Source organism: Phenylobacterium sp. FG114 (genome assembly GCF_057809855.1).
In genome coordinates, this window is the sequence record NZ_JBMDKU010000006.1 from 190,126 (window position 1) to 204,692 (window position 14,567).

Below are 14,567 nucleotides of genomic sequence, written 5' to 3' on the forward strand. Positions count from 1 at the left end.
ATTGCTGGCGAAAGCATCGGCGTCCTTCGCTGGACGCTACGGGGGCGCCCGCCTATAGTCCGGCCGAATTTCGAGCCTCGAGAGCCCTGATTTGTCCGTCCTGAAGACGATCTTCACCTGGTGGAACGGCGCCACGACCGGCATCCACTTCACCGTCGCCCGCCGCGGCCGTTTCGTCGGCCAGGACGAGTTGGGCAACAAATATTATGAGGCGCGCGACGACCACGACGCCTACGACAAGGGCCGCAAGCGCCGCTGGGTGATCTACAAGGGTTACGCCGACGCCTCGAAGGTGACCCCCGATTGGCACGGCTGGCTACGCTACACCTTCGATGAGCCGCCGACGGTCGAGCCGTTCAAGGTCAAGCCGTGGGAGAAGGAACATCTCCCCAACCTCACGGGCACCATCCACGCCCGCCGGCCCCAGGGTGCGATTTCGCGCGGCGGCGACCGCCAGCGCGCGACCGGCGACTACGAGGCCTGGAAGCCGGAATAGCCGTGGGCCCGCGCCGCACCTCGAGTCACCTTCTGCATCGCGTCGGTTTCGGCGTCGCGCTCGGTGCGGCGCTGACCGGCATCGTCGCGGCTCAGCCCACCGCGCCGCCCGCTCCGACCCCCGCCGAGGCGCCGCCCGCGCCCACGGTCGGACCGCCGGAGGAGGCGCCGCCCTCTGCGGTCACCGCGCCTCAGCCCACGGCCGCGCCGCCCCTGAAGGCCGAGGAGGTCGCCCCGGCCGCCGCGCCCAAGGAGCAGGTGGCCGAAAAACCCGTGGCGGCGCCGATCCGGCGCACCCGCTACAACGTCGCCGTCCTGCAGGCGTTGGACAAAGTGACCGCCGAGACGTTGCGCTTCGAGGCGGCCGTCGGGCAACCGGTGCGCTGGAAGGGCCTGGTCTTCACCGTCCGCGCCTGCGAACGCTCGGCGCCAGACGAAGCGATCGACGACGCTATCGTCTATCTGACCATCGACTCCCAGCCGCGACCCCAGCCGGGCCGCCCGACGCCTCCGCCCAGGCAAGCGTTCAAGGGCTGGATGTTCGCCGCCTCGCCGGGCCTGAACCCGGTGGAGCACGCCACCTACGACGCCTGGGCGATCAGTTGCAGGGCCAATGCGCCGGCCCCGACCGTGGCCGCCGCGGCGCGTCCCCCAGCCGCCAAGGCTCCTGAGCCGGAGCAGCCGAAGCTGCTTGAACTGCCACCCGCGCCGAAGGCCGCGCCTGCGACGACGCCGGAGCCCAAGGCGGTCGCGCCGGCCCCAAAGGCCGCGCCTTCGCCCCCCGCCGAGACGCCGCCCCCGGCGCCGCCGACGTAGAAATCGGCCTCGACGTCCAGCGCCTTGGTCAGGCGCTGGTGATAGGTCTTGCGGCTGATTTCCTCAGCGCCGAACTGGCTGAGATGGTCGGTCATGAACTGCGCGTCCAGCAGGATGAACCCGCCGGCGATCAACCGGGCCACGAGGTGCACCAGCGCAACCTTCGAGGCGTCGCGGCGGCGAGAGAACATGCTCTCCCCGAAGAACGCGCCCTGCAGAGAGACACCGTAGAGGCCGCCCACCAGCTCGCCGTCCTGCCAGCACTCCACGCTATGGGCGTGACCGATCTCGTGGAGCTGCAGGTAGAGCTGCTCGATCGGGCGGTTGATCCAGGTCTCCATGCGGCCCGGGCCCGAGGCGGCGCACTCCAGGATCACTCGGTGAAAGGCGGTGTCGAAACGCACGTCGAAGGCGTCGCTGCGCACCGTCCGCGCCAGCCGCCGTGCGACATGGAAGCGGTCCAGCGGGATCACGCCGCGCCGCTCGGGATCGATCAGAAAGACGCGGGCGTCCTCGCGCGCGTCGGCCATCGGGAACACGCCGCGGGCGTAGCAGTCGAGAAGGTCGCGGGCGTCGAACGCGGACATGGCCGACGTCTAGCGCGGCCGGGCCGCTCCCGCCTAGACGCCCAGCGCTGCGCGAGCGGCCGCATCGGGGTTATCGGCCACCCGGCAGCGGGCGTCGAACAGCATCGTTGGGGCCGAGGTCGCGCTCGCGGCCGGCCACGCGGGCAGGCCCCTGTGGTTGGGGTCCCCGGTCCGTGCGAACGCCAGCCAAGCGTCGGCCATCTTCGCTGACAGGGTGCGGGCCTCAGCCGATCCCGTCGTCGCGTTCAGGCAGCGGTCGATGTTGTCGAAGGCGTAGGCCATCTCCGAACAGTGGAAGGCGCGCGCCCGGCCATCGAGGACGCCGGAATTGTAGTCGAAGCGGTAGAGCCAGGCCCTGCCACGTCCCAGCGCCGCCTTGCGCTGGGCCTGGACGAAGGCCGGGGCGCCAAAGCGGGCCGAGACGAGCATGGAGGCGATCTCCACGGGCTTCGCCTTGGGATGCGCGGCGCGGTAGGCGTCCCAGGCCGCGGGGGGCGCGCCCGAGATCCCCAGAGCCATGCCCTTGGCGACGGCCTCGTTCATGTCCTCCGCGGCGGGATTGCCGAGGCTGGGCGCATATTCGTTGAGCGTAGCGCCGATGATCATCGGCACGTCGGCTGAGATCTGGGGCGCGCCGGGGCTCCAGGTGGAGGGGGGAATCGCCTTGCCGTCGCTGGTGGGCTGCCAGCCGAGATTGATCCGGTCCTTGGGCCCCTTGGGCATGGCCTTCACGGCCGCGACGCCGGCGTCGACCAGGGCGGCGGCCGAGACGTCTGCGAGCTTGCCGAAGTCGGTCACGCCGAGCGCCTTCAAGACCTCCTGCGCGAGCCGGCGCGAGCGGGTGACGTCCGCCAGGTCCAGCAGGGAGCCGCTCTGGACGATCGCCTTGTGGAACAGGCCCGTGGCGGACGGCATGGCCATGAGGTTCGAGACCTTCGCCCCGCCGCCGGACTGCCCGAAGATCGTGACGTTGCCCGGATCGCCGCCGAACGCCGCGATATTGGCCTTCACCCATTCGAGGGCCGCCACCAGGTCAAGCATCCCGGCGTTGGCCGAAAGGCCGTAGCGCTCGCCGCCCAGCTCGGAGAGGTCGAGAAAGCCAAACGGGCCCAGGCGGTGATTGACGGAGACGAAGACCACGTCGCCGCGCCGCGCGAGGCGCTCGCCGTCGTAGGCTGGCAGCTCCTGTGACGAGCCGGCCTCGTAGCCGCCCCCGTGAATCCAGAACATCACCGGCCGCGCCTTGCCGGAGAGCCCCGGCGTCCAGATGTTCAGCCGCAGGCAGTCCTCGCCCGGGAAGCCGTCGTCCCAGTCGTAGATGAAGGCGGTCTCGGGGCTCTGCCAGCCCGCGCGCACCACCTGCGGGCAGCACGGGCCGTAGGCGAGGGCGGCCTTCACGCCGGTCCAGGACCTGGGCGGCTGGGGCGGCAGGAAGCGCGCCGCGGCGCCGGTGTCTGCGCCGTACGGGACGCCCTTGAAGGTGAGCACGCCGTCGCGGACAGCGCCGCGCACCTTGCCGTGCCTCGTCTCGACGATGGCGTCGGGCGGGGTGGCCAGCCGCGCCGCGCCGCCGGATCCGCCGGGCTTGGCCGAGGCGGGAGCGCCTCCAGCAGCAGCCACGGCGAGCCCGCCGATCCCCGCAGCGCCCAGCACGCCGCGACGGTCCACGCCACGTCCACCCATGGTCGTCTCTCCCCTCGGTCTTTCGTCCACCTCAGCAACGAACATGGGCAAAAGCAAATGTTCCGGCGAAGCGGACGTCAGGCGCACGCCGGTAGCTGCGCCGATGCCAACCTCAACACCTGTCGTGCTGTTCGCCGCCGGACTCGCCGGAGATGGCGTCGCGCGCAACACCGTCAGCCTCGCCAATGCGCTGGGGCGCCGTAACGCGGCGGTCGAGGTGATCTGCCTCGAAAGCGGGGCGCTCGCCGCGGAGCTGCGGGGTCCGACAGTCACCTTCCTCGGACGCGAGCGCGGGCCGCGCGCGCTCTCGCTCGCGAGCGCCGCGCCGGCCCTGCACCGCCGCCTGAAAGCGCTTCAGCCCTCGGTGGTCGTCTCGATGGGCAACCACGCGCACTTGGCCGTCTGGGCTGCCCTGCGCGGCTTGCCCGACATCCCCCGGATCTACCGGATCAGCAACGACCTCGACCATGGGGGCCGGGAACCCCTGCGGCGGCGGATGCGCGAACTGGGCCTGCGTCTGGTTGCGGCTGACGCCACGCGCGTGGTGGCGGTATCGAGCGCGATCGCGGGGCTCGACCCCTTCCGCAGGGCGCGGCGGGATCGCCGGGTCGACGTGCTGCCCAACGGGGTGGATCTGAGCCGGATCAGGGCCCTGGCCGAGGACGACGTGAGACATCCGTGGCTGGACGACGGGCGACCGTTCCTCGTCGCCGTCGGGCGCCTGCACGCACAGAAGAACTACGAGACCTTGATCGATGCGCTCGGCATCGCCAGGGCCGCGGATCCGACGCTGCGTCTCCTCGTGCTGGGCGCCGCGCCGCCCGAGCGCCGCGCCGTGCTCGAGGCTCGGGCGCGCGCGGCGGGCGTGGACGAGGCCGTCCGCTTCGAGGGCGAGGTGGCGAACCCGTTCCCGTTCATGGCCCGGGCCAGCGCCTTTGTGCTGCCTTCGCTTTGGGAGGGCGCTTCGAACAGCCTGCTCGAGGCCCTGGCCTGTGGCGCACCGGTCGTGGCGTCGCGGACCGCCGGCAACGCCGCAGAGGTGCTGGCGGGCGGGCGATACGGCGTGCTGGCGGACCCCCGAAGCCCAGGGGACCTGGCGCGCGCGATCCTGGCCCAGGCGCGGCCCGAGACCCGCATCCCGGTCGGCGACCGCGCAAGGGAATTTCAGGCCGAGGCGGTGATGGCGCGACTGTGCGGCATCGTCGCCAGCGCCCGGACGCAACATGACGAAATCCAAATGCTGGCCGAACGCTCCGGCCATCTCGGTGGCCCAGGTGATGGGCTGCGGGGGACGAACACGGAGTACTGACATGAACATTCGCACGCTCTTCCTCGCCGCCGCCGCGGTGGCCGCCGTTTCGGCTCCCGCCGCGGCCCAGGTGGTCCGGCCCAAGGTCAGCCTCGCCCAGGCGGTCGCCACGGCGGAAAGCGAGTTGGCCGCCCGCGCCTACGACGCCGAGTTCGACATGGACCTGGGCGACATGGTCTACGAGGTGAGCCTCGTGAAGAACGGCAAGCCGATGGAGGTCCTGATCGACGCCAACACGGGCAAGGTCGTGCGCCAGTCCAAGCCCATCAAGGCGCGGCTGCCCATCGTCGGCGAGCACCTGAAGGCCGCCCAGACTGCGCCGCGCACCCTGACCCAGACCATCGCCATGGTCGAGGAGGCCACCAAGGGCAAGGTCGCCGAGATCGGGCTGGAGCGCCGCGGCGGTCGCCATTACTACGAGGTGGAACTGGTCGGCGCCCAGGATCGCGACGTGCTCGTCGACATCCGTACCGGCGCGATCACGCCGCTGATCGGCGACTGACGGAGCCCTGCATGCATGTGCTGGTCGTGGAGGACGACGAACGGGTCGCGGGTCATGTGGTCAAGGGCCTGAAGGGCGAAGGCTGGCTGGTCGACCACGTGGCCGATGGCCGCCAAGCGCTCTTCCAGGTGGCGGCCGAGACCTACGACGTCGTGGTCCTCGACCGGATGCTGCCCAACGTCGACGGGTTGAAGATCCTCCAGACCATGCGGGCGTCGGGAGACAGTACGCCGGTGCTGATCCTCTCGGCGCTCGGCGACGTCGACAACCGGGTGAAGGGCCTGCGGGCCGGTGGCGACGACTATCTGGCCAAGCCCTTCGCCTTCTCCGAGCTGCTGGCCCGCGTGGAGGCGCTCAGCCGGCGCAAGGGCGTGGTGCAGGAGACCACCGAGCTCGGCCTGGCCGACCTGCAGATGAACCTCCTGACCCGCACCGTCACCCGCCGCGGGCAATCCATCGACCTGACGACGCGGGAGTTCGCGCTGCTGGAGTACCTGCTGCGCAACGCGGGACGCGTGGTGAGCCGCAGCATGCTGCTCGAGGCGGTCTGGGACTACAACTTCGATCCGCAGACCAACATCATCGACCAGCACGTCAGCCGCCTGCGCGCCAAGATCGACAAGGACTTCGACCCGCCGCTGCTCCAGACCATCCGGGGCATGGGCTACAGCCTGCGCACATGATCTGGCCCAAGGTCCTGCGGAGCCTCACGCTCCGGCTCACGCTGGTCTACATGGCGCTGTTCTGCGGGTCGATCGGCCTGATGCTGGCCGTGACCTATGTCGGTGGCGTCTGGCGACCGCTGCAGGAGGTCGAGGACACCATCCACGCGCAGAGCGACGCGCTGGTCGCCACCTACCGCACCCAGGGGCGCGACGCGCTGATCCGCGCACTGGAGGCTCGCATCCAGAACGCCCGCGGTCGGTTGCCCTACCATGTCCTGATCGCGCCAGGCGGAGCGGTGGTGACCGCAAACCTGGTCGACTGGCCGGACGTGCCCGGCCGCGAGTGGCTGCGCTACGAGTTCGGCACCTACGCCACGGGCGCGGAGGAGGAGCACGAGGCCGTGGTCCGCGACGTCGTGCTGCCGGGCGGCTACCGGCTACTGGTGGGGCTGGACACCGAGGACCTGGACGAGCGCGAGGACCTGATCATGGAAGCGCTGTCCTGGGGCGCTGGCATGAGCCTGGCCCTGGGGCTGATCGGCGGCCTGGTGATGACCTACGCCGTCTCGCAGCGTCTCGACCGCATCAACCGAGCGGCGCGCGCGGTGATCGCCGGTGATCTCTCGGGCCGGGTCGCGCTCCATGGCAGCGGCGACGACTTCGACCAGCTCTCAGCCACGCTGAACGAGATGCTGGCCCGGATCGAAGGGCTCGTCGCCTCGATCAGCCGGGTGTCGGACAACATCGCCCATGAGCTGCGCACGCCGCTCGCCCGCCTGCGGGCCGAGCTGGAGGAACTGTCCGAGGCTGGCGACGATCGGGAAGAGGCGAGGGCGCGCACGGCGGCCGCGCTGGGCGAGGCCGAGCGGCTGCAGGCGATGTTCGAGGCCCTGCTGCGGATCGCGCGGCTTCAGAGCGGCCCGCAGGAGACGGACCGCCCGGTGGACCTGTCGCTGCTGCTGGAGGACGCCGTGGAGCTGCATCGCCCGGCGGCCGAGGATCGCCGGCTGGATCTGACCACGCGGATCGCGGCCGGACTGCAGATCCAAGGTGACCGGGACTTGGTGTTCCAGATGGTCAGCAACCTGCTGGACAACGCGATCAAGTTCACACCCGAGGGTGGGAAGATATCGCTGGAAGGTCGCGCGGTGACGGGAGGTGTCGAGGTGGTGGTAGCCGACACCGGGCCGGGCGTGGCCCCCGAGGAGCGGTCGCGGGTGCTGGAGCGGTTCTATCGCGGCTCGCGGGGCGAAGCGGCAGGGTTCGGCCTGGGTCTCAGCCTCGTCGCCGCGGCGGCCGAGCGCCACGGCGCGGAACTGCGCCTGGAGGACGCCTCGCCCGGGCTGCGGGTGGTGATCCGCTTCCGCACTTGATGTCGGCGCCCGGACGCCGCCTTATCTGCGGTCCGGAGGCGCGCCATCGACACCACCGTCGTCATCCTCGAACTTGCCGGCTTCGCCGCCCTGCTGCTGTGGGGCGTGCATATGGTGCAGACCGGCGTGCAGCGGACCTTCGGGCCAAAGCTGCGCCACTTCCTGGCCGGAGCCCTGCGCAATCGCATCCGCGCTTTCGCCGCGGGCGCCGCGGTCACCGTGGCTCTGCAGAGCAGCACCGCCACGGCGCTGATGCTGACCGCCTTCTCGACCGGCGGCCTCGTCGAACTGGCGCCGGCGCTGGCGGTGATGCTGGGCGCCAACGTCGGCTCGTCGCTGGTGGTTCAGGCCCTGTCGTTCGACGTGGCGATCCTGGCGCCGATCCTGGTTCTGGCGGGCGTCACCCTGTTCCGGCGCTGGGAGGACCGGCCGCACGACTTCGGGCGCGTGCTGATCGGCCTGGGTCTCGTGCTGATGTCGCTGCACCAGTTCCTGGCGCTGCTGGAGCCGCTGGTGAGCCGGCCAGGCGTGGGCGAGGTGCTGAGCGAGCTGGGCCACTACACGCCGCTGGTCGTCGCCGGCGCCGCGCTGCTGACCTGGGCGGCGCATTCAAGCGTCGTCACGGTGCTGCTCGCCATGTCGCTCGCGGCCAAGGGCGTGGTGGGGATCGATACCGGCGTGGCGCTGGTCCTGGGCGCCAACCTGGGCTCAGCGATCAATCCGCTCCTAGAGGGCGGGACGGGCGCCGATCCGGCCAGCCGGCGGCTGCCACTGGGCAACTTCCTGAACCGGCTGGTGGGCCTCTCGGTCGTCCTGGCGGCGTTCGGCTACGCAGCGCCCCATGTGGCGCGCCTGGGACCGGATCACGCGCGGGCGCTGGCCAACTTCCACACCCTGTTCAACCTGGTGCTGGCGATGGCCTTCCTGCCGTTCCTGCGGCCGTATGCCGACCTCATCAAGCGCATGCTGCCCAGCCCGGCCGCCGAGGCCCGGCCCGGATCGCCCATCTACCTGGACCCACAGGCGCGGGAGACGCCGACCGTGGCGCTGTCGCTCGCCACGCGGGAGGCATTGCGAATGGCCGACACGATCGAGGGGATGCTGAAGGGCCTGCGCGAGGCGTTGCAGACCGACAAGCGGGCGCCGATCACGGCGACCCAACAGCTCGACGACGTGCTGGACGGGTTGAACAGCGCCATCAAGGGCTACGTGCTCGCGATCCCGGCCGAGCGCCAGCAGCCGGCGGACGCGGAGCGGCAGACCGAGGTGCTGATGTTCGCGGTCAACCTGGAGCACGCCGGCGACCTGATCTCACGCGACCTGCTCAGCGTGGCCGAGCGGCGGCAGAGCCGGGGCGTCTCGTTCTCGCCCGAAGGCGAGGCGGAACTGGTGCGCCTGGTCGACCGACTGATCGTCAACGTCCGGCTGGCCGCCTCGCTGTTCCTGACCCGCGATCCGGCGACGGCGCGGACGCTGGTCGCGGAGAAGGAGGCGTTCCGCCAGATCGAGGCCGAGGGCGTCGCCGCGCACTTCGACCGCCTGCGGTCAGGGAACGCGCGGACCGTCGAGACCAGCTCACTGCATCTCGACGCGCTGCGCGACCTCAAGCGGATCAACTCCCACCTGGTGGAGGCGGCCGCCTATCCGATCCTGCGCACCGGCGGCGAGCTGTTGCCCAGCCGGCTGAAGAGCGCCGGCTGACTAGGCCGCCTGGCTCGCCATCCAGCGCTCCAGCCAGTGGATGTTGTAGTCGCCCTTCAGGATGTCCTCCTGGTGGAGCAGCTCCTGGAACAGCGGGATGTTGGTGTCGATGCCGCCGACCACGATTTCGCCCAGGCAGCGGTTGAGCCGCGCGATGCATTCGTCGCGGTCGCGGCCGTGGACGATCAGCTTGCCGATCAGGCTGTCATAATAGGGCGGGATCGAATAGCCGGCGTAGAGCGCGCTATCCATCCGCACGCCCAGGCCGCCCGGCGCGTGGTAGTCCGTGACCAGGCCCGGCGAGGGGGCAAAGGTCTTCGGGTTCTCGGCGTTCACGCGGCATTCGATGGCGTGGCCTTCGAACACCACGTCCGACTGCTTGAACGACAGCGGCAGGCCGGCGGCGATGCGGATCTGCTCGCGCACCAGGTCGATGCCGGTGATGGCCTCGGTGACCGGATGTTCCACCTGCAGGCGCGTGTTCATCTCGATGAAGAAGAACTCGCCGTTCTCGTACAGGAACTCGATGGTGCCGACGCCGAGATAGCCGATGGCCTTCACGGCATCGACCACTACCTTGCCGATCTTGGCGCGGGCGGCCGCGTCGATGACGGGCGAGGGGGCTTCCTCCAGCACCTTCTGGTGGCGGCGCTGCAGCGAGCAGTCGCGCTCGCCCAGGTGGCAGACGTTGCCGAAGCTGTCGGCGATCACCTGCAGCTCGATGTGGCGCGGGGTCTGGAGGTAGCGCTCCATGTAGACCGCGTCGTCGCCGAAGGCCGCCTTGGCTTCCGAGCGGGCGGTCTGGACCGCCTCGATCAGATCGTCCTCGGTCTTGGCCACCTTCATGCCCCGGCCGCCGCCGCCGGCCGCCGCCTTGATGAGGACGGGGAAGCCGATCTCCTTGGCCGCCGCGATAGCCTCTTCCTCGGTCGTCACCGCGCCGTCCGAGCCGGGCACCACGGGGATGCCGGCGGCCTTCACCGCCTGCTTGGCGGTGATCTTGTCGCCCATCATGCGGATGTGCTCGGCCTTGGGGCCGATGAAGGTGAAGCCGTGCGCGGTGACGATCTCGGCGAAACGGGCGTTCTCGGAGAGGAAGCCGTAGCCGGGGTGGACCGCCTGGGCGCCGGTGATCTCGCAGGCCGCGATGATCGCGGGGATGTGCAGGTAGCTCTTCGCAGCCGGGGGCGGACCGATGCAGACGCTCTCGTCGGCGAGCCGCACCCACATGGCGCTGGAGTCGGCTTCCGAGTGCACGGCGACGGTGGAGATGCCCATCTCCTTGCACGCCCGGTGGACGCGCAGCGCGATCTCGCCCCGGTTGGCGATCAGGATCTTGTCGAACATGGCCCTACTCGATGATGGCCAGGGGTTCGCCGAACTCCACGGGCTGGGCGTCGTCGACCAGGATCTCCACGATCCGGCCGGCGCGGGGCGCGGGGATCGGGTTCATGGTCTTCATGGCCTCGACGATGAACAGGGTCTGGCCGACCTCGACCGTGTCGCCCACCTTCACGAAGGCCGGCGAGCCGGGGTTGGGCTGCAGGTAGATGGTGCCCACCATGGGCGACTTCACCTCGTCGCCGCTGGCGCGAGCCGGCGTGGAGACCACCGGGGCGGCGGAGGCCGCCGGCGCGGCGACCGCAGGCGCCGCCACGGGGGCCGGTGCCGGCGCATAGTGGACCGGCGCGGCCGCGGCGGTGAGGGTCTTGGCGACGCGGATCTTCAGGGCGCCCTGCTCGACCTCGATCTCGGAAAGTCCGGTCTCGGTGAGGATGTCCGCCAGCTTGCGCACCAGGCGTGCGTCGAACGGATCGGCGGGCGCCTTCGGAGAGGTCGGCATGGAAACGGCCCTTATCTTTCGTCTTGTTCTAGCGGGCCAGGCCCGCGGCGGCCTCGACGGCCAGTTCGTAGCTCTTCGCGCCGAAGCCGGTGACCGCTCCGGTCGCGGCGAGCGACACATAGGTCTCCTTGCGGAACGCCTCGCGCGCGGCGGGGTTCGAGAGGTGGCATTCCACGACCGGGATGGAAAGCGTCTTCAGCGCATCGAAGATGGCGATGGAGGTATGGCCATAGGCGGCCGGGTTCAGCACCACGGCGCAGGCGGCTTCGCGAGCCTCCTGGATCCAGTCGATGAGCTGGCCCTCGTGGTTCGATTGCCGGCACACGACCTCATAGCCCAGGGACTTCGCACGCGCCTCACAGAGGCGGTGGATGTCTTCCAGGGTCTGATGGCCATAAATCTCGGGCTCGCGGGACCCCAGGAGGTTGAGGTTCGGGCCGCTGAGCACATAGATCGGTTTCGGCATCGAGCTCCGCCGTCGATTCCGGGACCTTGTACCGGGCGCGGGGGCGGGTCACAAGCACGCCGACAGGAGCATCCGGTTTGCAGCTGACCATCAACGGAGAAACCCGCGCCTTTCAGAGCGTCGCCGACGTGGCGGGGCTGGTGGCGGCGCTTGGCCTCGACACGCGCAAGGTGGCGGTGGAGCGCAACCTGGAGATCGTGCCCCGGTCGGCCTATGGGAAGACCCCGATCGCCGACGGCGACCGGATCGAGATCGTGGCTTTTGTCGGAGGCGGCTGAGATGGACGGATCTGCGCACACTGGGGACACGTGGTCGGTCGCGGGCCGGACGTTCACGTCGCGCCTGATCGTCGGCACCGGAAAGTACAAGGACTACGCCCAGAACGCCGCGGCGGCCGAGGCGGCGGGCGCGGAGATCGTCACCGTGGCGCTGCGCCGGGTGAACCTGTCGGATCCGAACCAGCCGATGCTGGCCGACTATGTGAAACCGGACCGGTTCACCTACCTGCCGAACACCGCGGGTTGCTTCACGGGCGAGGATGCCGTGCGCACGCTGCGGCTGGCGCGCGAGGCGGGCGGCTGGGACCTGGTGAAGCTGGAGGTGCTGTCGCAGACCGCCCACCTGCTCCCCGACATGGAAGAGACCCTGCGGGCGCTGAAGCTGCTGGTCGCCGACGGCTTCCACGTGATGGTCTATTGCTCGGACGACCCGGTCTATGCGCGCAAGCTGGAGGACGCCGGGGCGGCGGCCATCATGCCGGCGGCGGCGCCGATCGGCTCGGGCCGGGGCATCCAGAACTTCCTCAACCTCGGACTGATCATCGAGCAGACCAAGGTTCCCGTCCTGGTGGACGCGGGCGTGGGCACGGCCTCGGATGCGGTGGTCTCCATGGAGCTCGGCTGCGACGCCGTGATGACGAACACCGCCATCGCCGAGGCCAAGGATCCGATCCGGATGGCGCGGGCGATGAAGCATGCGGTGATCGCCGGCCGCGAGGCGTACCTCGCCGGCCGGATGGGCAAGCGGATGTATGCGGATCCATCGTCGCCGCTCAGCGGATTGATCTGAGGCTGCGGTCCGGGACGGCAGCAATCAGCCGGAGCTGCGCCGGACGGTGAGATCCTTCGCGGACCCGGAGAATATCTCGAGGTCGGGGCTCGCGAAGGCGCCTGAGGTCAGGAGCCCGGATCGTCGGCCCTGAACCACCGGGCCGGCCGCCGGAAGGCGCGGACGCGGCCCGCCGGGCGCCGCGTCGGCGGCGAGGAGACCCGCCTTCACCAGCAGCGGGTCGGCCGCGAAGTCGCTGCGGATGGAAGCCATCGAGGCCTCCACCGCCTCGCGCACCGCCTCGACGTCGAGCTCGTCGGCGTCCAGCAGCAGGTCCAGCGCGTCCAGCGCCTCATCAGGTTCGTCGGAATCGTCGCGTTCATACTCGCTCCAGCCCTTCCGTTCGGGAGGTGGGCGCGAGGGAGCAGGCGGGGCCTCCGCCGTGCGCGGAGCCCGTGGCGCGGGCTCTGCGCGGCGCGGCTCCTGCGTCAGGCGGAGCTCCAGCGCGATGGTCTGGCGCACGGCGCGCGAGACCCGGTGGAAGGCGAGGCCGACCTGCGCCTGGGTCTGCAGGTCGTCGGTGGCGAGCATAGCCGCGCTCAGCCGGCGCACGATGGCCATCCCGGCCTCGGCCAACTCCCTGAGGACGCGGCCGTGCCGCTCGCGCATGTCGCCTTCGATGGACATGGAGCCAGTCAAACATGGAGGTGCGTCAGAAACGGACGCACATCTCGCCGCCCCGTGCGAGGTTCACAAAACCCTGCGGCGTGTTGAAGCAGTTGAGGTGATCCGTGCGCCCCATTTTGAGTAGTTCGCCACGAATTAAGAATACTTCACCGTCTGCAAGTTGAGGGACGCATGGATTTCTACATCCCGAGAGGCGATCCGCTACTATCTTCCGGCCAGATTGCGATCGCGCCGCCCCTACCGCAGAGAAGTTACTCAAGAATAGGCTGGGAAGTACAATGTATCGCATGTTTTTGGCCGCCGGCGTTGCGGCAGTCGGGCTGGCCTCCGCTACGTCGGCCGCCGCGACGGTGTGGATCTCGAACTTGGAGTACCAAGGGACCAATGGCGCGTCGGCCACCCCCTACGGCGTGGTGACGATCGAGGACGGCATCAATCACGGCACGACCGTGAAGGTCTCGGTGTCCCTGACCAACCCGAAGTCGCTGTTCATCAACACCGGTGGGCCGCACGAGCCGTTCCTCTACAACGTCGTCGGCGCCACGACGGTCGACGTCGTCAATGCGGCGGGCCAGAACTTCTTCGACGGCGGGCGGTCGAATCCGGGCGCCTTCGAAGCGACGCCCTTCGGCACGTTCACGAACAAGATCGGTTGCTGCGGCGACTGGGTGGAGGGCCAGAACGTCGTTTCGGGCTTCCACTTCGAGGACGAGACCACCACCAAGCAAGTCGTGGTCGGCTATCAGGTCAGCGGCTATGAGATCAAAGGCTACGAGATCTCGGGCTATGCGGTGAAGCTGGACAAGAACGGCAAGCCGGTCCTCGACAAGAATGGACAGCCTGTCTACGACAAGTCGAAGCCGATCTACGACCAATCGAAGCCGATCTATAACTACAACAAGCCGGTCTACGACCAGTCGAAGCCGATCTACGAGACGCAGACGACGACCAAGAAGGTCAAGGTTCTGGACTACGCCTATGTGCCGGGGCACTGGGTGGAGAAGAACGGCGCCGCCAACGGCATCGGCGGGCCGCTCGAGTTCTACCTTCACGACGAGGCGGGCCTGACCTTCGCGGGTCTCGACTTCAATGTGGATCCGTCGAACGGCAAGCTGCAACTGCCGCTGGGGACAGGGAACCACTTCTTCTCCAACGACGGCGGCTGGTGGTTCACCGCGGACATCTACGACGCGGGCACGGGCCTGACCTATAACGTCGCGGCGAAGGACGCCTTCTGCGCGGCCTGCATCAACAACCCGCTGCCCGGCGTGCCGGAGCCGAGCGCCTGGGCCCTGATGATCGTGGGCTTCGGCGCGGCGGGCGCCATGCTTCGCCGCCGCCGGAGCCTGGCGGCCGCCTGACGCGGCTCGCGGCCCAGCACCTGGAAGCCCCG

15 protein-coding genes and 1 pseudogene are annotated in these 14,567 nt (G+C 69.7%); 10 read left to right on the plus strand and 6 right to left on the minus strand.

The window, feature by feature from the left end:
* The first annotated feature begins 91 nt into the window (after positions 1-91).
* Together ACODSY_RS12320 and ACODSY_RS12325 are read left to right on the plus strand one after the other, a co-directional pair.
* Positions 92-496, plus strand: a complete 405-nt coding sequence (locus ACODSY_RS12320) for an NADH:ubiquinone oxidoreductase subunit NDUFA12 (RefSeq protein ID WP_488952041.1) — start codon at positions 92-94, stop codon at positions 494-496.
* A gap of 332 nt (positions 497-828) precedes the next feature.
* Positions 829-1,311, plus strand: coding sequence for a DUF2155 domain-containing protein (locus ACODSY_RS12325; RefSeq protein ID WP_488952195.1), 483 nt, complete (start codon positions 829-831; stop codon positions 1,309-1,311).
* Here the strand turns inward: ACODSY_RS12325 and aat are convergent.
* Together aat and ACODSY_RS12335 are read right to left on the minus strand one after the other, a co-directional pair.
* A pseudogene (aat, locus tag ACODSY_RS12330) lies at positions 1,266-1,898 on the minus strand (leucyl/phenylalanyl-tRNA--protein transferase); the annotation flags it as partial. The gene ACODSY_RS12325 and the pseudogene aat sit on opposite strands and share 46 nt — an antisense overlap.
* Before the next feature lie 33 nt (positions 1,899-1,931).
* Positions 1,932-3,581 carry a carboxylesterase/lipase family protein gene (locus ACODSY_RS12335; protein ID WP_488952042.1) on the minus strand — a complete coding sequence of 550 codons (1,650 nt, stop codon included), beginning with the start codon at positions 3,579-3,581 and terminating at the stop codon, positions 1,932-1,934.
* Positions 3,582-3,705: 124 nt separating this feature from the next.
* Here ACODSY_RS12335 and ACODSY_RS12340 point away from each other — a divergent pair, with 124 nt between their 5' ends.
* The 5 genes from ACODSY_RS12340 (at position 3,706) to ACODSY_RS12360 (ending at position 9,131) form a co-directional block, all read left to right on the plus strand.
* Positions 3,706-4,890, plus strand: a complete 1,185-nt coding sequence (locus ACODSY_RS12340) for a glycosyltransferase (RefSeq protein ID WP_488952043.1) — start codon at positions 3,706-3,708, stop codon at positions 4,888-4,890.
* A gap of 1 nt (position 4,891) precedes the next feature.
* Positions 4,892-5,392, plus strand: coding sequence for a PepSY domain-containing protein (locus ACODSY_RS12345; RefSeq protein ID WP_488952044.1), 501 nt, complete (start codon positions 4,892-4,894; stop codon positions 5,390-5,392).
* 11 nt (positions 5,393-5,403) lie between these two features.
* Positions 5,404-6,075, plus strand: a complete 672-nt coding sequence (locus tag ACODSY_RS12350) for a response regulator transcription factor (RefSeq protein WP_488952045.1) — start codon at positions 5,404-5,406, stop codon at positions 6,073-6,075.
* Entirely contained in the window at positions 6,072-7,430 is a 1,359-nt protein-coding gene (locus ACODSY_RS12355; protein WP_488952046.1) for a sensor histidine kinase, read from the plus strand. Before ACODSY_RS12350 ends, ACODSY_RS12355 begins: the two co-directional genes overlap by 4 nt.
* A 63-nt stretch (positions 7,431-7,493) precedes the next feature.
* Positions 7,494-9,131 carry a Na/Pi cotransporter family protein gene (locus tag ACODSY_RS12360; protein ID WP_488952196.1) on the plus strand — a complete coding sequence of 546 codons (1,638 nt, stop codon included), beginning with the start codon at positions 7,494-7,496 and terminating at the stop codon, positions 9,129-9,131.
* Here ACODSY_RS12360 and accC read toward each other — a convergent pair whose 3' ends face one another.
* From accC to aroQ, 3 genes are read right to left on the minus strand one after another with little or no spacing between them, the layout of a single operon-like run.
* Positions 9,132-10,478 carry an acetyl-CoA carboxylase biotin carboxylase subunit gene (accC, locus tag ACODSY_RS12365; protein ID WP_488952047.1) on the minus strand — a complete coding sequence of 449 codons (1,347 nt, stop codon included), beginning with the start codon at positions 10,476-10,478 and terminating at the stop codon, positions 9,132-9,134. It abuts the gene before it with no gap.
* A 4-nt stretch (positions 10,479-10,482) separates the two neighbouring features.
* Entirely contained in the window at positions 10,483-10,974 is a 492-nt protein-coding gene (gene accB / locus ACODSY_RS12370) for an acetyl-CoA carboxylase biotin carboxyl carrier protein (RefSeq protein ID WP_488952048.1), read from the minus strand.
* A 28-nt stretch (positions 10,975-11,002) separates the two neighbouring features.
* A complete protein-coding gene (gene aroQ, locus ACODSY_RS12375; protein WP_488952049.1) occupies positions 11,003-11,440 on the minus strand; it encodes a type II 3-dehydroquinate dehydratase in 438 nt (145 codons plus the stop codon).
* A gap of 77 nt (positions 11,441-11,517) precedes the next feature.
* Here aroQ and thiS point away from each other — a divergent pair, with 77 nt between their 5' ends.
* Both thiS and ACODSY_RS12385 read left to right on the plus strand, forming a co-directional pair.
* A complete protein-coding gene (gene thiS, locus ACODSY_RS12380; protein WP_488952050.1) occupies positions 11,518-11,718 on the plus strand; it encodes a sulfur carrier protein ThiS in 201 nt (66 codons plus the stop codon).
* A gap of 1 nt (position 11,719) precedes the next feature.
* Complete coding sequence (locus ACODSY_RS12385; protein WP_488952051.1) at positions 11,720-12,508, plus strand: thiazole synthase; 789 nt, start codon at positions 11,720-11,722, stop codon at positions 12,506-12,508.
* A gap of 24 nt (positions 12,509-12,532) precedes the next feature.
* Here the strand turns inward: ACODSY_RS12385 and ACODSY_RS12390 are convergent, their stop codons facing one another.
* A complete protein-coding gene (locus tag ACODSY_RS12390; RefSeq protein ID WP_488952052.1) occupies positions 12,533-13,174 on the minus strand; it encodes a hypothetical protein in 642 nt (213 codons plus the stop codon).
* A gap of 278 nt (positions 13,175-13,452) precedes the next feature.
* Here ACODSY_RS12390 and ACODSY_RS12395 point away from each other — a divergent pair, with 278 nt between their 5' ends.
* Entirely contained in the window at positions 13,453-14,535 is a 1,083-nt protein-coding gene (locus ACODSY_RS12395; RefSeq protein WP_488952053.1) for a PEPxxWA-CTERM sorting domain-containing protein, read from the plus strand.
* Positions 14,536-14,567: the final 32 nt, after the last annotated feature.

Coding starts and splice junctions, on each gene's coding strand:
- ACODSY_RS12335 (WP_488952042.1), bottom strand. CDS start 3,581: ATGGGTGGACGTGGCGTGGACCGTCGCGGCGTGCTGGGCGCTGCGGGG.
- ACODSY_RS12345 (WP_488952044.1), top strand. CDS start 4,892: ATGAACATTCGCACGCTCTTCCTCGCCGCCGCCGCGGTGGCCGCCGTT.
- ACODSY_RS12350 (WP_488952045.1), top strand. CDS start 5,404: ATGCATGTGCTGGTCGTGGAGGACGACGAACGGGTCGCGGGTCATGTG.
- ACODSY_RS12355 (WP_488952046.1), top strand. CDS start 6,072: ATGATCTGGCCCAAGGTCCTGCGGAGCCTCACGCTCCGGCTCACGCTG.
- accC (WP_488952047.1), bottom strand. CDS start 10,478: ATGTTCGACAAGATCCTGATCGCCAACCGGGGCGAGATCGCGCTGCGC.
- accB (WP_488952048.1), bottom strand. CDS start 10,974: ATGCCGACCTCTCCGAAGGCGCCCGCCGATCCGTTCGACGCACGCCTG.
- aroQ (WP_488952049.1), bottom strand. CDS start 11,440: ATGCCGAAACCGATCTATGTGCTCAGCGGCCCGAACCTCAACCTCCTG.
- ACODSY_RS12385 (WP_488952051.1), top strand. CDS start 11,720: ATGGACGGATCTGCGCACACTGGGGACACGTGGTCGGTCGCGGGCCGG.
- ACODSY_RS12390 (WP_488952052.1), bottom strand. CDS start 13,174: ATGTCCATCGAAGGCGACATGCGCGAGCGGCACGGCCGCGTCCTCAGG.
- ACODSY_RS12395 (WP_488952053.1), top strand. CDS start 13,453: ATGTATCGCATGTTTTTGGCCGCCGGCGTTGCGGCAGTCGGGCTGGCC.